Annotated in this window: 16 protein-coding genes, 2 pseudogenes and 1 riboswitch; of the genes and pseudogenes, 9 read left to right on the top strand and 9 right to left on the bottom strand. The window is 40.4% G+C overall.

What is annotated here, in order from left to right:
* Window positions 1–90: 90 nt before the first annotated feature.
* Genes FQ087_RS21285 through FQ087_RS21275 form a run of 3 tightly spaced genes read right to left on the bottom strand, consistent with a single transcriptional unit; the run spans window position 91 to window position 4,894 of the window.
* The gene (locus FQ087_RS21285) at window positions 91–1,902 is read right to left on the bottom strand and encodes an ABC transporter substrate-binding protein (RefSeq protein WP_149582602.1); all 1,812 of its coding nucleotides are present in this window, start codon (window positions 1,900–1,902) and stop codon (window positions 91–93) included.
* A gap of 36 nt (window positions 1,903–1,938) precedes the next feature.
* A complete protein-coding gene (locus FQ087_RS21280; RefSeq protein WP_255452496.1) occupies window positions 1,939–3,435 on the bottom strand; it encodes an ABC transporter permease in 1,497 nt (498 codons plus the stop codon).
* 13 nt (window positions 3,436–3,448) lie between these two features.
* A complete protein-coding gene (locus FQ087_RS21275) occupies window positions 3,449–4,894 on the bottom strand; it encodes an ABC transporter permease (RefSeq protein WP_255452495.1) in 1,446 nt (481 codons plus the stop codon).
* 128 nt (window positions 4,895–5,022) lie between these two features.
* Here FQ087_RS21275 and FQ087_RS23265 point away from each other — a divergent pair, with 128 nt between their 5' ends.
* On the top strand, window positions 5,023–6,762 hold the full coding sequence (locus FQ087_RS23265; protein WP_149582601.1) for an ABC transporter ATP-binding protein: 1,740 nt from the start codon (window positions 5,023–5,025) through the stop codon (window positions 6,760–6,762).
* 168 nt (window positions 6,763–6,930) lie between these two features.
* On the top strand, window positions 6,931–7,974 hold the full coding sequence (locus tag FQ087_RS21265) for an AI-2E family transporter (RefSeq protein ID WP_149582600.1): 1,044 nt from the start codon (window positions 6,931–6,933) through the stop codon (window positions 7,972–7,974).
* A 37-nt stretch (window positions 7,975–8,011) separates the two neighbouring features.
* Here FQ087_RS21265 and FQ087_RS21260 read toward each other — a convergent pair whose 3' ends face one another.
* Together FQ087_RS21260 and FQ087_RS21255 are read right to left on the bottom strand one after the other, a co-directional pair.
* Window positions 8,012–8,524 carry a methylated-DNA--[protein]-cysteine S-methyltransferase gene (locus FQ087_RS21260; protein WP_149582599.1) on the bottom strand — a complete coding sequence of 171 codons (513 nt, stop codon included), beginning with the start codon at window positions 8,522–8,524 and terminating at the stop codon, window positions 8,012–8,014.
* Window positions 8,524–9,102, bottom strand: coding sequence for a bifunctional transcriptional activator/DNA repair enzyme AdaA (locus FQ087_RS21255; protein WP_255452494.1), 579 nt, complete (start codon window positions 9,100–9,102; stop codon window positions 8,524–8,526). The genes FQ087_RS21260 and FQ087_RS21255 overlap by 1 nt, the downstream gene beginning before the upstream one ends.
* Window positions 9,103–9,326: 224 nt before the next feature.
* On the opposite strand from FQ087_RS21255, the gene FQ087_RS21250 reads away from it, so the two are divergent.
* From FQ087_RS21250 to FQ087_RS21225, 6 genes and pseudogenes are all read left to right on the top strand, one after another.
* Window positions 9,327–10,238 carry a DNA-3-methyladenine glycosylase family protein gene (locus FQ087_RS21250; RefSeq protein WP_149582597.1) on the top strand — a complete coding sequence of 304 codons (912 nt, stop codon included), beginning with the start codon at window positions 9,327–9,329 and terminating at the stop codon, window positions 10,236–10,238.
* Between the two features lie 24 nt (window positions 10,239–10,262).
* A pseudogene (locus tag FQ087_RS21245) lies at window positions 10,263–10,993 on the top strand (ABC transporter ATP-binding protein).
* A pseudogene (locus FQ087_RS21240) lies at window positions 10,990–11,745 on the top strand (ABC transporter permease). Before FQ087_RS21245 ends, FQ087_RS21240 begins: the two co-directional pseudogenes overlap by 4 nt.
* Before the next feature lie 77 nt (window positions 11,746–11,822).
* A riboswitch (SAM riboswitch) is annotated at window positions 11,823–11,929 on the top strand.
* Window positions 11,930–12,006: 77 nt separating this feature from the next.
* Window positions 12,007–13,128 carry a methionine biosynthesis PLP-dependent protein gene (locus FQ087_RS21235; RefSeq protein WP_149582596.1) on the top strand — a complete coding sequence of 374 codons (1,122 nt, stop codon included), beginning with the start codon at window positions 12,007–12,009 and terminating at the stop codon, window positions 13,126–13,128.
* Window positions 13,125–14,309: a cystathionine beta-lyase gene (metC, locus tag FQ087_RS21230; protein ID WP_149582595.1), complete on the top strand. Its 1,185-nt coding sequence runs from the start codon at window positions 13,125–13,127 to the stop codon at window positions 14,307–14,309. The genes FQ087_RS21235 and metC overlap by 4 nt, the downstream gene beginning before the upstream one ends.
* A 60-nt stretch (window positions 14,310–14,369) precedes the next feature.
* Entirely contained in the window at window positions 14,370–15,473 is a 1,104-nt protein-coding gene (locus FQ087_RS21225; RefSeq protein WP_149582621.1) for a 5-methyltetrahydropteroyltriglutamate--homocysteine S-methyltransferase, read from the top strand.
* A gap of 122 nt (window positions 15,474–15,595) precedes the next feature.
* On the opposite strand, the gene FQ087_RS21220 is transcribed toward FQ087_RS21225, so the two are convergent.
* The gene (locus FQ087_RS21220) at window positions 15,596–16,093 is read right to left on the bottom strand and encodes a flavin reductase family protein (RefSeq protein WP_188006857.1); all 498 of its coding nucleotides are present in this window, start codon (window positions 16,091–16,093) and stop codon (window positions 15,596–15,598) included.
* A gap of 97 nt (window positions 16,094–16,190) precedes the next feature.
* Window positions 16,191–17,033: a pirin family protein gene (locus FQ087_RS21215; protein ID WP_149582594.1), complete on the bottom strand. Its 843-nt coding sequence runs from the start codon at window positions 17,031–17,033 to the stop codon at window positions 16,191–16,193.
* Window positions 17,034–17,302: 269 nt separating this feature from the next.
* Between FQ087_RS21215 and FQ087_RS21210 the strand changes: the two genes are divergently transcribed.
* Window positions 17,303–17,662 (top strand): winged helix-turn-helix transcriptional regulator, encoded by a 360-nt coding sequence (locus tag FQ087_RS21210; protein WP_149582593.1) that lies wholly within the window; start codon window positions 17,303–17,305, stop codon window positions 17,660–17,662.
* Between the two features lie 62 nt (window positions 17,663–17,724).
* On the opposite strand, the gene FQ087_RS21205 is transcribed toward FQ087_RS21210, so the two are convergent.
* Window positions 17,725–18,291, bottom strand: coding sequence for an NADPH-dependent FMN reductase (locus tag FQ087_RS21205; protein WP_149582592.1), 567 nt, complete (start codon window positions 18,289–18,291; stop codon window positions 17,725–17,727).
* Window positions 18,292–18,740: 449 nt separating this feature from the next.
* On the bottom strand, window positions 18,741–21,035 hold the full coding sequence (metE, locus tag FQ087_RS21200; RefSeq protein WP_149582591.1) for a 5-methyltetrahydropteroyltriglutamate--homocysteine S-methyltransferase: 2,295 nt from the start codon (window positions 21,033–21,035) through the stop codon (window positions 18,741–18,743).
* Between the last annotated feature and the right edge of the window lie 2 nt (window positions 21,036–21,037).

Below are 21,037 nucleotides of genomic sequence, written 5' to 3'. Positions count from 1 at the left end.
ATGGGATGCCGTCAGTCTTAGGTTTCGGTGCTTTTGTTCAGTTTATATAGTATTCGTTTGTTCAACTCCTATAATTTTAAATATGCACTTTTATTTATTCGCCTTATATTCGTTCAAAAGTTCTTGAACTTTAGCTGGATCAGCCTTCAATTCATTTCCTGTATCTACTAGTGGGCTTACCGTAGAAACAGCCTTCTTCTTGTTGCCTTGGTAGAAGTTTAATATTTCGTCTTGGTTGATAGAGTAAAGAACAGCTTTTCTTAACTCTTCACTTGTTGACACTTCACGATTTTTCGTATTAAAAAGTAAGTAGCTTACAGCGTTACTATCATTTTTTTGTAGGACTAACTTGCTGTCGTTTTCAACTAAATCATATTTTGTTTCAGGAATACCATTAAACAAATGGATTTCACTGTTACGCAATGCCGAAAGCGTGCTGTCCGGATCTTGTATAAAGCGTACAGTTACATTAGATATTTTCGGTTCGTAATCCGTCCCTGCCATATAACCAGGGTTTTTGTTAAAAATTGCTTCATAATCATTTTTTTGGGACAGAATGTATGGGCCACTCGCATAAAGTGTGTTGTTATATTTGGCACCTTCTGTGACGGTATTCTGGTCCCCGTAAGCAATATCTTTACTTACGTCAAACGAAGCAACATCATACGTATTGATGCTCTCGACTTGTTTTTTTGACACAATTCCTGCGGATTGGTGAGCCAAATAGTTCAGAACTTGTGGGAATGGATTAACTGTTGTCATTTTCACAACTTGGTATTTTCCCGAAGCATTATTTGCAACAGTTTTATCAGAAACGAGTTCAGCGATTTTCACGTCTAAGCCCTTCTCCAGCCCTTCCCTAACCGTCTCCTTACTTCCGGATTGCAAAACATCCAATTCAGATAAATCGGTTACAACTTCCACATCTTGAATATGTTCATGCAAGCTGTATGTGCGATGATCGGGTACCGAATTCGGATCTTTTGCACGGTTCAATGAGAAAATAACATCATCAGCGCCTACACGCTCACCAGTATCTACAGCTTTTCCGTCGGTAATTGCAGCAAAGTTGATATCATCACGAAGAAGGAAATAATACGTTGAATTGCCTTCTGCGATGCTATGATTATAAGACAGTGACCCGTCTGAAACGACTATATCATCATCCGTCAGGTTAACTAGTCGAACGTACATGTTCGTATTAAGTGTATTAATTGAGCCGTCGTTTGCTTTAATAGGATCGAGGGACGTCAACGTTCCGATTGCTTGCTGAACGATTAGTGGATCAGTTTCCCTTTTTGTTTTGTCATTGAAGTCAATAGACTCCCACGCGATTGCACGTGATTTAGCAAGTCGTACTGTATTTACGTCAAGAATGTCTTTATTAACCCCTTGTGCTTTAAATGAATTATAAAGAGGTGCAATATAAGCTTTGTCAAACACTAGACGCTGTTCTAATTGCTTGTATGTCTCTGCAAACTCTATAGGCGTTTCTGTACTTGCTTTTTCAATCAATGCATCAACTTCTTCGTCACCCATAATACTGTTATCACCGTCTGATTTGAACAGTGCGCGAACAGCATAATCCGGGTTCCCCGTAACTGTAGTCCAGCTAGATAATGCGATATCATAATTCCCTGCTTCTTTCTGTGCAGTGAAACTACCGTAATCAGGTTGAATATTTAATTTGACGTCAAAGCCATTTTTAATAAGCTGATCTCGTACAATGTTCATATCTTCTTCCCCAGAACCCATACCCAAAAGTTCGAGGACCACTTTACTTTTATCCGTCTTTGGTTCTGTGTTGTCATTCTGTTTATCGGAAACATCCGATTTCGTACTTACACATCCGGCCAAAACCACCATAATTGCTATTAAAATAGTTAATAAACTTTTCTTCATTGTTAATTCCCCCTTTTTAATGTTTAGTAATTCTGTTCAATCCATTCTTGGATCAAAAGCATCCCGCAGTCCATCTCCCAAAAAGTTAAACGATAAAACAAGCAAGATAATCGCTAGTCCCGGGATAATGGCTAAATAAGAGTGGGATTCCAAGTACGTGCTGCCGATTTTTAAAATGTTTCCCCATTCTGGAATATGCGGCTCCACGCCGAGTCCTAAGAAACTCAAACTGCTCGTCGCGATGACTGCACCTCCGATTGTCAGTGTTGCCTTGACTATCATGGGAGCAAGTGAATTCGGAACTATCTGTCTAAAAATAATAGAGAAATCCGATGAACCGAGCGCACGTGCAGAATCGACAAATTCATAGTTTGACACCATCATGACATTCGCACGCATCGTCCGGGCATAGGTAGGTATAGACCCGACACTAAGCGCAAAAATCAAATTGGTCGTATTTGCACCAAACGCCGCAATAATAGCAATTGCCAATAGAATTCCAGGAACGGCATATAGTACATCAAGCAGTCGCATAATGATATTGTCCGTTCGCTGACTGTAATAGCCGGCTAACGCACCTAGAAAGCCGCCAATAACAACCGGAATAACCGTCGAAGCAAAGCCTACAAGAAGCGAAATTCTGGCACCAAAGATGATTCTTGAAAACAAATCCCGTCCGAAATTATCGGTACCAAATGGATAAGCAAGGCTAGGTTTTTGAAGTATTGCACCATAATCATTTTCAACTGCCATATCATAGTCAAATGTGAATTTACTGCACACGGATATGGAAAACATAAGAATGATGAAAAACAAACCAAGTATCGCCGTTGAATTACGGGTAATCTTCTCCCACATCGTATTCCACTTCGAAATCCTAGACTGATCATAACTGCGAACCTTTAAAATCAGGCTATAGCCAAGCAAGAGAGCAAAGAGATTTCCCGTTAGCGCAGTGAACAGCAATAATATGGCAACAATCATCATTCCAGCCGGAGCACTTTCTTCTTTAACATATTTCGCTGTGAGAATCAGTGTCACGACTTGAAAAATCATTATTCCTAGTAAGATAATCATTGCCGCTAAAAACGTATCTGCCACATAGGACTTAAATAAATTTAAAGATGATATTGCGATGATAAAAACCTGGTTGAGCAGCATATAGACAGCAAACGTATACTCTGGTGTCTTCTGCTTTTTAATGAGATTAAATGCAAAAGTTACAGTGAAAATATTTCCAGTTACTATGCTGAACAGCTGTACATAACCAAGCTTTCTTGTCGAACTCCGAATTTCACCTATTATCAAAAGGTCTCGCTTCACCATCCACGTGAGGAATAATTGAAAGATAGTAAAAAAAGCATAAGCCACAAATATGCTAAAGATCGAACCTTTCAACTCACCTTCCTTGAAATCGAAACTGTTCAATAGCAAGACCATTGTCAGGATTAAAGAAATAATCCAAGTGAAATTCGCTTGTGTATATTCCCGCGATAATTTCAAAGTATTTTTTTTGTTTACATTCACCTTCACACCTTCTCCCGCTCTACGATTGCTTCATCTTCGAACGAATGCGAGGATCGAAAAACGCATACAAAATGTCGATGAGCACATTAACTAATGAAATCGTTATTGCAATATAGATAACCCCACCCATAATGGCAGGTATATCGGGAATGAACTGCTTATCTACTATGTAACTTCCGATCCCACTAATGTTAAATACCTTCTCAGTTACCGCAGCACCTCCGAGCATTCCCCCGAATAGCAGACCAATGACTGTAATAATTGGTATCATTGCATTGCCTACCGCATGTTTCCATAGAACTTGAAGTCGATTGAGCCCTTTCGCTTTTGCGGTGATGATGTAGTCCTCATTGATGATTTCCAACATCGACGAACGTGTCATCCTCGCAACAGATGCAGTCAAAGCAGTTCCCAGTACGACCACCGGCATAATGATAGACAGCCAGTTTTGAGGACTATATGTGGCGGGTAACCATTGTAGTTTAATAGAAAAGTTCAAAATAAATAGTAGCCCTTGCCAAAAGTTCGGGATTGATAATCCAATTAATGCAACAAACATAAACGAATAGTCCAGAAATGAATTCGGCCTTGTCGCAGAAATGATGCCTACAGGGATGGCGATAACAACTGCCATCAGTAATGATAAGACCGCAATCGTCAATGTGATTGGGAATTTATTCGCGATACTTGCTGCGACGTCCTCATTACCGGCATAGGAAGTTCCTAAATCAAACGTTACGATACCTTTTAACGCATTCCATAATTGTGAAAGATACGATAAATCCAAGCCATGCAATTGATTGAATGAGGCAATCTGTTCTTTTGTTGCCGCCTCACCAAGAATATTCGCGGCAGGATCAAATGGTGATAAGTAAAGTATCGTGAACACTAGAACCGAAACTCCTGCTATAACGAATATGCTCATAATCAATCGTTCAACTATAAATTTGACGTACGGATTGCTAAACAAAAGTATAAGTAGATACATAAAAATGCCTGGAAGGAATGAGGCTAGCAAGAACAACGGTTTTCCAAGCAATGATAGAAAGTAAGTTGAATACGTAACTTGTTGAATGCCTTTCTGATTCGCTAACTGATTTGTCTTTTTCGTTAGCATTTTTCTAAATTGTTCTTCGGAAAGCTTTTCCACTTCGCCATCTATTTCCTGCCCATTTATTTCTTTATTGAAGAACGATTGTTGCCGTAGTATTTGTTCTTTAAAATCATGCTCCAATTCCTCTTTATATCCTGATACAGTCAAAGATTCCTTTACCTCTTCATAAATTGAAGAGTACTTATCATCTTTTCTCTTCGACAGATAGAATAGCAATACAACAAGATGAACAGGTAAACCTAAAATTAGAAGCCAATACTTATAAGTCGGCCGCCTTTCCATTTTACTAAACGTATATTGAAGGACATCCGATAGCCTAAAATAGGGTGTCACCTCTTTATTAACTCCCATTAAAACGGTTCCTCCCTTTCGATATTGTTTAATTCATATCGGTATAGTAAAGTATAGATTCAGCAATTGTCTAAGTCAACGTAATTTTTAATTAACTCCAAAATCTAAATAGTAGGTAGGTGTTGTTGGTGGAAACAGTTTTAAGAGTAAGTGATCTACGTGTCTCGTTTTTGAGCCACGACAAGGAATTTGAAGCAGTCCGCGGTGTGAGTTTTGAAGTGAAGAAAGGTGAAACGCTTGGAATTGTAGGTGAATCTGGAAGTGGAAAAAGCGTGACAGCCCGCTCAATCATGCGTCTTCTCCCCTCTCCGCCTTCTTATCTAAAAGATGGAGTAATTGAATTTCAAGGTGAAAATCTTGTTCATAAAACGGAAAAAGAGATGGAGAGTATCCGTGGTCGCGATATAAGCATGATTTTCCAAGATCCGATGACTTCTTTAAATCCAACAATCCAAATCGGCAAGCAAATAGCTGAAAGTTTAATCAAACATCAGAACTTATCTAAAAGGGATGCGAAAAACCGCACCATTGAACTGCTTAAGCTTGTAGGTATCCGTAATAGTGACGCGCGTTTCAGCCAATATCCACACGAATTTTCAGGTGGAATGCGACAACGCGTTATGATTGCAATTGCACTTGCTTGCCGTCCGTCCCTACTGATTGCGGATGAACCAACGACAGCACTTGATGTGACAATACAAGCCCAAATCTTAAATTTAATGAAAGATATGCAGGAGCGTTTTGGAACCTCCATCATACTGATTACCCATGACCTTGGTGTTGTTGCCGGCATGTGCGATCGCGTTGTCGTCATGAAAGACGGTGAAATTGTGGAGACCGGAACAACGGAAGAAATTTTTGAAAGTCCAAAACATTCCTATACGAAGAAACTGCTCAATGCACTTCCACGGCTTGACGAGAAAAAGAAGCCGAAACGCACTCCTTTACGTACCATTGGTATTGAAAATGGGAAACCCCTGCTAGAGGTGAAATCACTGCAGCAGCATTTTGATGTTGGGAAAGGCAATGTAGTAAAGGCCGTGGACGATATCAGCTTCCATATTAAACCTGGAGAGACGCTCGGACTCGTTGGTGAGTCAGGGTCAGGTAAGTCGACGACCGGCCGCGCCATTTTACGACTCCATGAACCAACGGACGGCGATGTTTTATATCAAGGGATGGCCATCAACCGGCTTTCGAAAAATGAAATGAAAACGATGCGGCGTCATATGCAGATGATCTTCCAAGATCCGTATTCTTCACTTAATCCGCGTTTCAAAGTGCTTGATATTATCGGTCAGGCAATAGACATCCATCGGTTGAGTAAAAACAAAGAGGAACGAAAAAAGAGGGTTGAAGAATTGCTTGTTATGGTTGGACTAGAACCAGCCCATGCAATGCGCTATCCACATGAATTTTCCGGGGGACAGCGCCAGAGAATCGGTATTGCGCGTGCACTGGCCGTAGAACCTGACTTCATCGTTTGCGACGAACCATTATCAGCACTCGATGTTTCTATCCAGTCGCAAATCGTAGACTTATTGGAAGATCTTCAACATCGTCTCGGACTCACCTACCTGTTCATTGCGCACGACTTATCTATGGTTAAGCATATTAGTGACCGGGTTGCAGTTATGTATGCAGGGAGAATCGTTGAGCTTGCCGAAAGCGAAGAGCTCTACTCTAATCCATTGCATCCCTATACAAAATCGTTACTCTCAGCGATTCCAATTCCTGACCCAAAAATAGAATCGAAGAAAAAAAGAACACTTATGGAAGAACAAATCGAGGAAGACAAATATCAGCTATCGCAATCTGAGTTAATCGAGGTTTCTAACGGACATTGGGTAGCAATTCCTACTAACTAAAATATGTTTCAAACTTCATTTATTGCAATATCTATCATATAATTAAACATAAGAGGAGGAGATGTGACCTTTTACGGTTTATAACTCCTTTTTCACTGCCATCGCTAACAATGAAAGGTCTCATTTCTCATTTTCACTTTTAATTATTTATGGAGGAGCTAAAGTCATATGAATGGGTTATTAGACATTTTCGAGAAAAAGGGACCACGGCGTATTCTGATATTCGCTTTAATTATTTTAATTCTGTACAGTGTCAAAAGTATGATAAATATTATTTTGCTTACCTTCATTTTCGCTTTCTTGCTGGATCGACTTGTTGAATTCACCGTAAAGCGTGTGAGGATTAACCGCAAACTACTGGTCATTCTGCTGTATACACTGATTGTAGCCGTACTGACAGTTGGTGTTGCAAAATATTTACCAATAATCACTATGGAAATCAGTCAAATTATTGTAAGAGTTACGAACTTCTATGCTGCGCCACATGACAATGTACTCCTCACTTACATAGAATCCATCATCTCTAGCAATCAAATTGCAGCCTATTTGGAAAATGGTTTTTCATTTTTGTTGAAATATTTCTCTGATATTAGTAAAACCAGCATTCAAGTACTGCTTGCCCTAGTATTAAGTTTATTTTTCCTACTAGAAAAACCTCGTTTAATAGAATTTACAAACAAATTTAAAGAAAGTAAGATTGCTCCTTTTTACTTCGAAATTGAGTTCTTTGGCAAAAAATTCACAAGAACGTTCGGAAAAGTGATTGAAGCTCAATTTATCATTGCAATTGTTAATACAATCTTGTCCGTGATCGTATTGATCATACTCGGATTCCCCCAAATAATCGGGTTGGCAATTATGATTTTCTTTTTAGGGCTCATTCCAGTTGCCGGAGTCATCATTTCACTTGTTCCTCTGACGATAATTGCTTTCACAATCGGAGGATTCCTGAAAGTTGTCTACGTGATTATTGCAGTCATGATTATTCATGGCGTTGAAGCCTATATTTTAAATCCGAAACTAATGTCTTCAAAAACAGATTTACCTGTTTTCTACACGTTTATCGTGCTTATTTTCTCGCAAAACTTCTTTGGCGTATGGGGTCTCATTATCGGTATTCCTGTGTTTGTTTTCCTACTTGATGTACTGGATGTAACAAATAAAGAACCCGTTAATTCCATACCTACTCTAAAAAGCAAAAAGACAAGGTGAGATTTACTTCTCCCTTGTCTTTTTTCATTTCAATGCACTATCCTTCCAGTTCTAGAAGTTGCACTTTCATCTCCAAACCAGCTCGGAATCCACCCAACTTACCATTTTTCGCAATGACACGATGGCAGGGAACAACAATCAAGACAGGATTAGCACCAATAGCGGTTCCGACGGCTCGTACAGCATTCGGTTTTTCAATCCGTTTGGCAATATCCGAATAGGAAACAGTCTGTCCATATGGAATTTCTTGCAATGCCTTCCAGACAATTTGTTGAAAAGGAGTACCGTGAAGATCGATTGGTAATATGAAATCCCTACGCTGCTCTTTTAAATAATCGACCAACTCGACAGCGTGCGGCTGCAGAATGTCCGGTTCTTCCATTAGCATATGACTTGGAAGCCTTTTTTTCACCCACACTACTAGTTCTTCGAATGGCGCATTCGGGGTCCCGATAAAACAAAGCCCCTCTGTTGTCGCAGCTATATACATATTCCAGTGTGAGTGATTAAGCAATGTCCAATACACATTGTTTTTACTAGTCTTCTCCATTAATCTGCCCCTCCATTACTCGTTTTCCGATATTGTTTTGGTGTTTGTCCAGTTTTCATTTTAAATAGCGTGATGAAATAGGACAGATTCGAAAGCCCCACACTTTGTCCTATTTCCGAAACAGATTTATCAGTAACTGTTAGTTCATACATTGCTTTCGTTATCCTGACCTTTTGGATATATTCAACAGGTGTCAGCCCTATAATTCTTTTAAATGTGCGTTGTAGGTGATAAGGACTTCCGTGGCACATGTCTGCCAATATTTCTAACGTCAATGGCTCACGAAAATGCTCGTCTATATATTCTCCGATTAGAAAAGCCCATTCTTCATCAGGTAAACGCAGTCCGCCCGGCTTGCAGCGTTTGCAAGGCCGGAATCCGTCCGCTATCGCTTCCGTTGCATTATTGAAAATATGGACATTTTCTTTTTTCGGGTCTCTTGATTTGCAAGATGGTCGGCAAAAAATACCTGTCGATTTTACAGCATAGATGAAGATTTCATCAAACCTTGCATCATTATGCGTGATTGCTTCCCATTGTTCATCAGTGATTTGCCCAAATTGTTGATGACTACTCACGGAATCACCTCTTCTTCTTACATTAAGTATACCCCCTCTACTTCCAAAATAAATACTTTTTAGGACGTAATAGCAAGATAGCGAAACTTTTACAACAGGAATTATGGTACAACTAAACATATAGAATTCCCCTGAATTCGCTACGGCGCTAGGGGTAAGATTCACTCAGTTTATATAAGTATTCATATGTTCAATATAGGTAAAATGTAGAGGAGTTTTTTATAATGCTAGTTAATCAACAAGATCGTTTGATTATAGCTGTTCCGCAAGAGTTCAATTTCAAAGAAAATATTAGCTATATGTCCAGGTCTACCAATGAGTGTATGTTTGAAATCCGTGACGGTAAAGTGATCAAGGCCATTCCAGTGGCGAATGAAATTCTATTAGTCGAAGTCAGCGAAAATATAGAGGGTAAACTTCTAATTCGGTTTATAGAAACATATGCACCGTCTAGCGAAAGTGTCCGTGATAAAGTCATCCATTATGTACAGGATTGGTTTGATCTCAATACCGATTTAAAACCCTTTTATAGGATGGCAGAGCAGGATCCACTACTCAAACAAGCAGTAAATGAGTTTTATGGTTTGCGAAACATCGGCATCCCTGACCTGTTTGAAGCGCTTTGTTGGGGAATACTCGGACAGCAAATCAATCTGACATATGCATATACGTTGAAAAGGCGCTTTGTAGAGACATTCGGCAGTTCGATAGAATGGGATGGTCAGTCATACTGGCTGTTCCCTGATCCAGAGGATATTGCGAAGCTTACAGTCGAGGATTTATCGGCATTAAAAATGACCGTTAAAAAATGCGAGTATCTGATTGGGGTTGCACAGCTTATCACAGATGGAAGCTTATCCAAAGCTCAGGTATTTGGAACTGGAGATTTTAAACAAGCAGAAAAAATGCTCGTCAAAATTCGTGGAGTCGGGCCTTGGACCGCAAACTATGTCTTAATGCGGTGTTTGCGGTTCCCAAATGCATTTCCAATTGCTGACGTCGGACTTCATAACGCCATCAAACATTTGACAGAAGCAGAAGAAAAGCCGACGAAAGAAGAAATTTTGAAGTTAGCTGCACCTTGGAAGAACTGGGAAGCCTATGCGACATTTTACTTGTGGCGATTTTTGTACTAATAACGAACTTTAGGAGAGAATGTAATGTCTAATTTTTATGAACCCGCTATACATTTTCATGACGTCAATTATTCCGTTGGTGACGTACATATTTTAAAAAGTATCACAGGCTCCTTTCCGAGAGGTAAAATTACAACACTCGTCGGCCCTTCTGGAGCAGGAAAAACAACGTTGCTTAAATTGTGTAACGGGCTGATTTCCCCAACTTCAGGAGATATGTTCATTGATGATAAACCTTTTTCTACGTATGAACCCGTTGAATTACGCCGCCGCGTAGGAATCGCACTTCAAAGTGCACCAATGATTAAAGGTACCGTCTATCATAACTTAGCTCTCCCAATGGAACTTAAAGGTGAAAACTCCCTGAAGGGGATGCCATTAAAATTTTAGAAGACGTTGGGCTGGATGAGCAATTTTTACACTGGAAAACCAACGACTTATCCGGTGGTCAACGGCAAAAAGTATCAATTGCCCGCACACTAATTAACCGCTCTGAAATTCTATTACTAGACGAAATAACATCTGCCTTGGACCGAACATCTTTACATGAAATAGAAGAATTAATCGTAAAAATTAACAAGTTATATGGTACAACGATCATCTGGATTACACATAATCTGAAACAGGCCTTATCGATTGGAGATTACACATGGGTTCTAATGAACGGTCAAGTCATTGAAACTGGTGAAAGTGACTTATTGAAATCACCAACAAATGAATTCGTAAAGCAGTTTGTGCAAGGAGGCGTTGAATGAGTTATCTGACGTTATCCATCACACTTATTTTTGTTATCATACCGCTACTATTATCAAAGACTCTACGTTTAGATTTGGAAAAAGACACAATCATCGCGACAATCCGGTCCATTATCCAATTGCTCGCGGTCGGATATATTCTATAATTTGTCTTCGACTCCGAAAATATTTTATATATTTTACTAATGGTCACATTAATGATTGCAGCAGCGACACAAAACGCTCGCAAGAAAGGAAAAGCCATCAAGGGAATCACTTGGAAAATCGCAGTCACATTACTTTTTGTAGTAGCACTTACCCAGAGTATCCTGCTTGGCTTTCAAATCGTTCCCCCGACTGCACAATATATTATTTCAATCAGTGGCATGGTGATTGGCAACTCTATGGTACTATCAATCCTATTCCTTAACCGGTTCACAGCTGAGATTGAAACGCATCGCGATGAAACGGAACTCATCCTCTCACTCGGCGGTATGCCAAAGCAAGCCATTCATAGACAACTGATTAATGCGATCAAAGCGAGTATGATTCCGACAATCGAAAGTCAGAAGACAATGGGCTTGGTTCAACTTCCCGGTATGATGAGTGGTCAAATCATCGCAGGTGCGGACCCCATCCAAGCGGTCCAGTTCCAATTACTCATCATCTTTCTATTACTAACGACAGCCGCAGTAACAAGTGTATTACTTGGGTTTTTATCGTACCCCAGTCTATTCAATCAACGTATGCAGCTACTGAAAGATAGATTTTGACAATTCACTCTTGTTTTATTTTCTGTATCATGATAAAGTAATGAAAATTGTTGTTTTCGCATAATTCCATAATTTAATTCTTATCAAGAGAGACCGAGGGAAGGGCCCTATGACGTCTCAGCAACCAGCCTGTTCAGGTACGGTGCTAATTCCTTTAGGTGTTCGTTTCCCTAGAAGATAAGAAGATAGTCTACGATATTTCGGGGACCCTCTTCTTATAGAGGGTCCCCTTTTTCAATTAAAAAGAAAAGGGTGACTACAATGACAAAACAAAGTTTGAATACAATTCTAGTGCAATTAGGTAATAACAGCGATCCGAGGACAGGTGCTATCAATACGCCAATCTATTTATCAACAGCGTACAAACATAAAGGGCTCGGTCAATCAACCGGCTATGACTACACACGGACGAAAAACCCGACCCGTTCCATATTAGAAGAAGGGATTGCTAAATTAGAGGGTGGGGATTCAGGTTACGCATGTAGCTCGGGGATGGCGGCGATTCAGCTTATCCTAACGCTTTTCCGTCCTGGGGATGAATTGATTGTTCCAGAAGATATTTACGGTGGCACATATCGCTTGCTCGAACAGTATTCCGACGTTTACTCAATTGGCACAACCTATACGAATTTCGCCGATGTAAATGAGACCGAGAAGTTGATCACTTCGAAGACAAAAGCACTCTTCATCGAAACACCAACGAATCCGCTCATGCAGGAATTTGATATTCGTCTGTACGCAGAACTCGCCCGGGAGCACGAATTACTATTGATTGTCGACAATACATTTTTAACGCCCTATTTCCAGAGACCTATTGAACTTGGTGCTGATATTGTCATGCACAGCGCAACGAAATATATCGGCGGACATAATGATGTCCTCGCGGGACTTGTCGTCGCAAAAGGCGAAAAGCTTTGTGAACAACTAGCCGCCAACCATAATGCTATCGGCGCAGTCCTATCTCCTTCGGATTCGTGGCTAATCATCAGAGGGCTGAAAACATTGCATTTGAGAATGAAGCAGCATGATGAAAACGCAAAAATAATCGCGAACTATTTAAACAATGAATTACTTGTTACAGACGTTCTCTATCCAGGGAAAGGCGGCATGCTTTCATTCCGTCTGAACGATAGTGAATTGGTCGGACCATTCCTTGAAAACTTACAGCTCATAACATTTGCAGAAAGTCTAGGTGGTGTAGAAAGTTTCATTACCTACCCAGCAACCCAAACCCACGCGGATATCCCACGTGAAGAACGGATACGCCGTGGCGTCTGTGATCGACTTTTACGTTTTTCTGTCGGAGTGGAAGAAGCTGAAGATTTGATCGCAGATTTGAAGCAAGTGTTTGCAACATTGAAAAGTGGGGTGCTCCAGCTATGAGTTGGAATAAAGAGCGATTGGAAACGACCATTATCCATGCTTCCACGCGTGGGGATTATGAGCAAAAAACAGGCGCAGTTAACGTCCCTATTTACTTATCCTCAACGTTTCATCAAGAAAGCTTCGATGATTTTGGACCGTATGATTATAGCCGCTCGGGCAATCCAACGAGAGATGCGTTAGAAAATACAATTGCCTCACTGGAAGGCGGTGCACGCGGATTGGCATTTGCTTCCGGAATGGCTGCTATCTCATCTGCATTTATGCTCCTTTCTTCTGGTGACCATATCGTTGTTACCGAGGATGTCTATGGCGGGACATACCGCTTTGTAACAAAAGTGTTACCAAAATTCGGTATCGACCATACCTTTGTAGATTTAGCGAATATAGAAGAAACCGCACGTGCAATCCGCCCAAATACAAAAGTCATCTATATTGAAACACCATCCAATCCACGTTTGGGCATTACAGATATTGAAGCTATTGTTGAACTTGCAAAAGCGAATGACTGTCTGACGTTTCTCGACAACACATTCATGTCGCCACTTTATCAGCGTCCACTGGATCTTGGCGTTGATGTCGTTGTTCATAGTGCTACTAAGTTTTTATCTGGACATAGCGATATCATTGCCGGGTTGGCAGTGACAAAGGATGAGGAACTCGGCAATCAATTGGCATTCATTCAGAATTCTTTCGGATCTATTCTAGGCGCACAAGATTCTTACGCGTTGATTCAAGGAATTAAAACGTTAGGTGCTCGTTTAACGCAGTCATCGGAATCGGCAAAGAAAATCGCTTCATACTTGAATAATCACTCGTTAGTGGAGGAAGTTTTTTACCCAGGGTTAGCAAGTCATCCAGGACACGCCATTCACGCGAAACAATCTACAAGCCCCGGCGCTGTTTTGTCTTTCCGTTTGCCGGATAGAGAAACAGCCAAGGCTTTTGTTGAAAACGTCCAGATCCCTGTCTTTGCAGTAAGTCTCGGCGGAGTTGAATCAATTCTTTCCTATCCTACAACGATGTCTCATGCCGCCATGCCGAAAGAAGAACGGGAGAAACGCGGTATTACCGATGGTCTGCTACGCTTTTCTGTCGGACTCGAGCATGTAGATGACTTAATTGCCGATTTTGATCAAGCTTTGATAAAGGCAAATGAAAAAGTTGCCATACGTAATTAAGCACCTCTATAGAAAAAATATTAAATTTGAAAGAAGGAATTTAATTTGACTAAACCTGTAGTGGAACAAACTTTGACGAAAGCACCATTTAAAGCAGATCACGTCGGTAGCTTTTTAAGACCAGAGCGCCTAAAGCTGGCCCGTTTACAAAGAGATAACGGTGAAATCACTGCTGAAGAATTACGCACAATCGAAGACGAGGAAATCACAAAGCTCGTCAACAAACAAATAGAAGTCGGGCTAAAATCTGTGACAGACGGAGAATTCCGTCGTAAATGGTGGCACTTCGATTTCCTTTCCGGCTTTGACGGCGTTGAGTTTTTCGACACAGATAAAGGGCTCCAATTCAACGGTGTTGTCACGAGAGCGCATGGCATTAAAGTGACAGGGAAAATTGGCTTCAGCAACCATTACATGATTGAACACTTCAAGTTCCTGAAAAGCGTAGCAGGCGATGCGGTCGCAAAATTCACGATTCCAAGTCCGAATATGCTGATCCACAGAGCAACATTCGAAGAAGGCATCTATACAAGTGACGAAGAGTTATTTAATGACTTGGTTACTGCCTATCAAGATGTAATTCAAGCACTTTATGATGAGGGGTGCCGTTATCTTCAAATCGATGACACGTCATGGGCTTCCTTCTTGTCGGAAGAAGGAAGAGATACGTTGAAAGCGAAAGGCCAAGATCCTGACAAACTTGTACAACTATCCGCACGGGCAATCAATGAATCCATCGCGAAAAGGCCGGCCGACTTGCTCGTAACAATGCATATTTGCCGCGGCAACTTCAAATCGACCTATTTTTCTAGTGGCGGCTACGAGGAAGTATCCGACACAATTTTTGGCGGATTGGATGTTGATGGCCTTTTCCTTGAATTTGATGACGAACGCTCCGGCAGCTTTGAACCGCTACGCCATGTCAATCGCCCTGACCTTTTCGTCGTATTGGGCTTGATCACCTCTAAATTCGGAGCACTAGAGGCCCCTGAACAAGTTAAAGCAAGAGTAGCAGAGGCCACAAAGTATGTTTCTTTGGACCAACTATGTTTAAGCCCACAATGCGGCTTCGCTTCAACAGAAGAAGGTAATCAGTTATCTGAAGAACAACAATGGAAAAAAGTTCGCCATGTTGTAAATATCGCGCAAGACGTTTGGAAGTAACTCTAGACACCACTCCAAGTGAAAAATCTTATCCTTTCTTATCTTCTAAGAAAAAAAAGGCGTGTCATCAGTAGTATGAACTGATGACACGCCTGTTTACGCCGAAGATTATACAGATTTTGTTAGCTATAAAACGCCTCCGGAATTGCACCTATGTTTCTTCGGTGATACAGAAGCGGTTCTTTATTTTCATTCTGAATATCTAACACTTCACCTATGAATATCGTATGATCCCCAGCTTCAATTTGTTGAAACGTTTTGCATTGTAAAACTGCAAGCGAATTTGACAGTACTGGTAGATTTAAATCCGACTCTTTCCAATCGCATTGGCTAAATCGATCAGCAACCCTGCTAGAGAATAACGTACATAACTCGCTTTGATCTGCTGCTAAGATATTTACTGAAAACTTTTCAGCGTCTAGAAAGTCACTATAGGTAGATACTCTTTTATCAATGGACCATAAAATGAGTAAAGGTTCTAATGATACGGATGCAAATGAATTGACCGTTAGCCCCATCGGTTTTTTATCCGCATCAAATGCTGTAACGACAGTAACTCCCGTCGGATAATTCCCCATTGCTTCTTTAAAACGCGCTACTTGTTCTATCTTACTTCCCATAACAGCAACTCCCATTCTTTTATTTCATTAAAAGCATATCAAATCTATTAGAATATTTCATACTTTGTGATTCTGCGATAAATTGACCCCTGCATATTCACTCGAATCTGCCTTCTCTGTAATCTTTATAGGCCTGCACAATCTCTTCTTCTGAATTCATCACAAACGGGCCACGTGCTACTACCTTTTCTCTAACAGGCTGACCTGCATATAACATGATATGCATTTTCTCTTCTGCGTGAATCTTCACTTCAGTCTGTTCGACATTTGTTGCACGTTCCAACCAGAGCACCTGCCCCTTCTTCCCCTTCGTGCTTTTACTGCCGAATGTCCCAGTTCCTTCTATTATATAGAGAAATCCATTGTAACTGCCGGGGAGGTCTTGTGTGACAGTGCTACCCGCTTCAACTATCAACTCGACCATCGTAATAGGCACATGATTTTTCGTGTCAGCCGTAACACCATTCGATGATCCGGAAAAGACACGAATTGTTGCCCCCTCTTCATGAATGACTGGCATATCTTGTGCACGCATGTTCTGATAACGTGGTTCTGTCATCTTTTTATCACTTGGAAGATTGACCCATAATTGTAGGGATTGAACCGTTTCCCCAACGGCAGGATCCTCAGTATGAATGAGTCCTTTTCCTGCTGTCATCCATTGGACATCCCCTGGTAATAATTCTCCACCACCGGTCTTATTGTCCATATGCTCTAGCTTCCCGTCAATCACGTACGTAACGGTTTCAATACCACGATGCGGATGCATGCCAAATGTTCCACGCACGAAAAAGTCTTCAGCCATCAATAGAAATGGATCAGAGTCTTCCCAGTTTCCCGGTTCAATGACCAATCCTACTTTATGAGTTGGCGAGTGTTCCTGATAAACTACGTTCCTCACACTTCTGATTCCTCTTGATAAGATTTGTTTATTATTCATGATAAAATCCTCCTTTTGTATTTTAAAATACCTATGTTGAACAAATGTATACCTATATAAACTGAGCGAAGGCGCCTTATAGTGTCCATTTACTGGACACTATAAGGCGTAGCGGATTCAATAGGATGCTTCATTTTAATACATAGTGCTATATTTTTTACGCATAGTAATAGTTCCCTATATATGTTATTATGGATTAAATCATTATAAATGTGAAGTACACACTTTAAAGTGCTATAGTATACAAAAGGATACTATTGGAGGTTACTATGGGGATAATACCTGAACTATGTAAAGTTGACGAAGCTTTAGGTATCTTAGTTGGTAAATGGAAACCGATTATTTTACTGCACTTATTTACTGAAGGTACACAAAGATTTAGTGAATTAAAAAGATTGATGCCCGACATTACTCAAAAAATGTTAACCAAACAATTAAGGGAATTAGAAGATGAAGATATTATTAACAGAGTCATCTATCCACAGGTTCCCCCGAAAGTTGAGTATTCTATTTCGGAATACGGAAAAAGCTTACAGCCTGTCTTAGCAGTTATGCACGAATGGGGCACCGATCACGCCACACATATTCAAATGAAAAGAAATAACCAGAATACCAGCGACGCATTCTAATGGTTAAATCAAAAACAGACACTCTCCAAGAGAATGTCTGTTTTGATTTATCCATAGATTTCTTAAGCCTTAACTGCAACATTTGTTTTATTATAGAACTCAATAAAGTTATAAACTACTGAATCCAGGAAATCGATTGTGGCTTTATCAGTAAGTTCGCCAGCTTCGTTCATTTTTTCGTGAACAGAACCGATATATACTTCGTTACCTGGTAGTAAGGCAGGTGCTAGTGCCGGGTTTGATAGGATTTCTCTTAAATGTAGTTGCGCACGGATACTTCCGAATGCTCCCATAGACGACCCTACAATGAAGCCAGGTTTGTTTTGAAGTGTGAAATCGCCACCACGTGATAACCAGTCAATTGCATTTTTTAATGCGCCTGGAATAGAGAAGTTATATTCAGGAACTGCAAATAATACAGCATCTGAATCTTTAACTGTATTTTTAAAATCCACTACGCTCGCGGGTGGGTTACTTTCTATATCAACTGAAAACATTTCAAGGTCATTGATAAAGACAGGTGTGATGTCTAATTGATCTGCATAACGACTTCTCATATGCTCAACTAACTTCAGGTTGAATGAAGTTGAACTTGTACTACCGATAATTGCCTTAACTTTAATTGCCATGTTATAAAACTCCTCTATTGTATGTAATTTTAATTTTGCTTTCTACACTAATTATACATATATAAATCATATTAGGAAGTACGCACTCGAGAGTGGCATAGTATACTAAAGGATACTATTGGGACGAATCATACACTACACACGACCGATCATATCTCCTCGACAACCAATCATTAATTCCGCTCGACCGATTATATCTCCTCGACAACCGATCATTAATTTCGCTAGGCCAATCATATCTCCTCGACAACCGATCATAAATTTCGTTCGACCGATTATATCTATAACTCACAGCAACCGAACGTCTTTCATCCGAAGTCTGGGCCTGAAGTATTCCCCTTCGCAACTTATCCACGGCTCGATAATCTCCCACACAATAAAAAAGCATCTCCACCATCTTTGATAAATGGGGAGATGCCTTTCTTATATCGAAGGCTTACTTATATTAATTAATTCTTAAGTGTAGCTAATTGACTTTCTCTAACCTCTATAGCCGCCTCCACCATTATCTTCAAAGCGTCAATCGTCTCTTCTTCTTTTCTTGTTTTCAAGCCGCAATCCGGATTAATCCAAAATTGTTTCGGATTAATGGTTTTGAGTGCACGATTAATATTTTGTTTCATTTCTTCCTTACTTGGAACACGTGGGCTGTGGATGTCATAAACGCCTAGACCAATTTCTTTATCATACGTATTATTCTCGAATGCAGCGATAATTTCGCCATGGCTTCTTGATGTTTCAATTGAAATAACATCTGCATCCAACGCGCTAATGGATTTGATAATACCACTGAAATCTGAGTAGCACATATGTGTGTGAATTTGCGTATCGTTTTCAACAGATGAAGTTGCCAGTTTGAATGCATAGACAGCAGCATCTAAATAGCCTTCACGTTTTTCTTGATCCAACGGTAAACCTTCTCGAAGCGCAGGCTCATCTACTTGAATCATACGAATACCGTTCTTTTCAAGCTCTTCAATTTCTTTACGGAGTGCAAATGCAATTTGGTTCAATACGTCGAAACGTGGAATGTCATCTCGTACAAAGGACCAATTCAAAATCGTTACAGGGCCTGTCAGCATGCCTTTTACAGGTTTCGTCGTTAACGTTTGTGCATAGACACTCTCTTTCACAGTAATTGGATCACTAAACGCAACATCTCCTAAAATGAGTGGTGGTTTGACACAACGCGAACCATATGACTGAACCCAGCCAAACTGTGAAACAGCAAATCCTTCGAACTTTTCACCGAAGTATTCAACCATATCTGTTCGTTCAAATTCACCATGAACTAAAACATCAATGCCGATGTCTTCTTGAATCTCAATCCATTTGTCAATCTGATCTTTGATAAATTGCTCGTAGGCCTGAGTTGTAATTTCCCCTTTTCGCCATTTAGATCTTGTCTGTCTTACTTCTGGCGTCTGCGGTAAACTCCCGATTGTCGTTGTCGGCAGAAGAGGTAAATTAAAACGTTTTTGCTGCTCGATAATTCGTTCTGCAAATGGCAATGAACGATTTACATCTTGCTCAGTTAGATTTTCAATCGATTCCTTCACTTCAACATTTTGTCGATACTTAGAGTTATTTAGACGGGCAAGTGCATTTCTGCTCTCCTCAAGTCCAGTTGCAATCGTTTCAGTCCCATCATGAATCCCTCTACTAAGAAGTACAATTTCAGCAAGCTTCTGATCAGCGAAAGACAGCCCACCTTTAATGATTGGATCCAATTTCTCTTCCGTTTCCGTACTGACAGGAACATGAAGAAGTGAAGAGGAAGGTTGAACAATCAAGCGACTTTTATCAACATGTGACTGTATTTCTTCTAATAGCGTTACTTTTTTATCTAGATCCGCTCGCCACACATTTCGGCCGTCAATGACACCAGCTGCAAGTACTTTGTCTTGAGGAAATCCGTATTGCTGTAGCAATTCAAGCGAATCACCATGAACAAAGTCCAGACCGAATCCGTGTACTGGCAACGCAACAACCGCTTCATAATTAGCAACTTTTTCAAAATACGTCTGTAGGATAATCTTTAATTGTGGCACAGCTTCATGAATTGCTACGTACGCCTGCTGCATATGTTGGAAATCCTCTCCCGACAACTTACTTGTAAGAATCGGCTCATCAATCTGAACCCACTCAGCGCCTGCCTCTACAAGCTCTTTCAATACTTCAATATACAACGGTGTAAACTGTTGCAATAAAGTAGAGAAATTCTCTTCACCGAAAGATTTTGCCAGTTTAATATATGTAACTGGACCCAATATAACAGGCTTTCCGTCAATACCCAACTTTTCTTTTGCTTCTTTATAAAAAGCAAGTGGACGGTTCTCTACTAGTTTCGGTGTTACACCTTCAAGTTCCGGAACAATATAATGATAATTTGTATTAAACCATTTCGTCATTTCTGAAGCCACCGCATCTTTAGTTCCACGAGCAATGGCAAAATACGTTTCCAAAGGTACTTTTCCGCCCGCATACTCGAAGCGTTTTGGTACGACACCAAACATAATGGATGTGTCCAGTACATGGTCATATAATGAAAAATCGCCAACCGGAATAAGATCAATACCGAATTCTTTTTGCTTCTGCAGACTTTCTAAACGAAGCGTTTCCGTTGTTTTCAGTAACTGTTCTTCTGAAGTTAATCCATTCCAGAAACTTTCCAACGCCCTTTTCCATTCGCGCTTCCCACCAATTCTTGGATATCCACTAATTGAACTTTGCACTTTTACCATCG

The organism is Sporosarcina sp. ANT_H38, assembly GCF_008369195.1.
Classification (GTDB): domain Bacteria; phylum Bacillota; class Bacilli; order Bacillales_A; family Planococcaceae; genus Sporosarcina.
The sequence above is the reverse complement of the archived record's forward strand: the minus strand, read 5'-3'. Positions and strand labels throughout refer to the sequence as shown.

Excerpts from the sequence above, each read along its gene's own strand:
- FQ087_RS21235 (WP_149582596.1), top strand. The coding sequence starts at position 12,007 with ATGACAAAACAAAGTTTGAATACAATTCTAGTGCAATTAGGTAATAAC.
- FQ087_RS21215 (WP_149582594.1), bottom strand. The coding sequence starts at position 17,033 with ATGAATAATAAACAAATCTTATCAAGAGGAATCAGAAGTGTGAGGAAC.
- FQ087_RS21265 (WP_149582600.1), top strand. The coding sequence starts at position 6,931 with ATGAATGGGTTATTAGACATTTTCGAGAAAAAGGGACCACGGCGTATT.
- FQ087_RS21250 (WP_149582597.1), top strand. The coding sequence starts at position 9,327 with ATGCTAGTTAATCAACAAGATCGTTTGATTATAGCTGTTCCGCAAGAG.
- FQ087_RS21260 (WP_149582599.1), bottom strand. The coding sequence starts at position 8,524 with ATGGAGAAGACTAGTAAAAACAATGTGTATTGGACATTGCTTAATCAC.
- metE (WP_149582591.1), bottom strand. The coding sequence starts at position 21,035 with ATGGTAAAAGTGCAAAGTTCAATTAGTGGATATCCAAGAATTGGTGGG.
- FQ087_RS21205 (WP_149582592.1), bottom strand. The coding sequence starts at position 18,291 with ATGGCAATTAAAGTTAAGGCAATTATCGGTAGTACAAGTTCAACTTCA.
- FQ087_RS21210 (WP_149582593.1), top strand. The coding sequence starts at position 17,303 with ATGGGGATAATACCTGAACTATGTAAAGTTGACGAAGCTTTAGGTATC.
- FQ087_RS21275 (WP_255452495.1), bottom strand. The coding sequence starts at position 4,894 with ATGGGAGTTAATAAAGAGGTGACACCCTATTTTAGGCTATCGGATGTC.
- metC (WP_149582595.1), top strand. The coding sequence starts at position 13,125 with ATGAGTTGGAATAAAGAGCGATTGGAAACGACCATTATCCATGCTTCC.
- FQ087_RS21220 (WP_188006857.1), bottom strand. The coding sequence starts at position 16,093 with ATGGGAAGTAAGATAGAACAAGTAGCGCGTTTTAAAGAAGCAATGGGG.
- FQ087_RS21285 (WP_149582602.1), bottom strand. The coding sequence starts at position 1,902 with ATGAAGAAAAGTTTATTAACTATTTTAATAGCAATTATGGTGGTTTTG.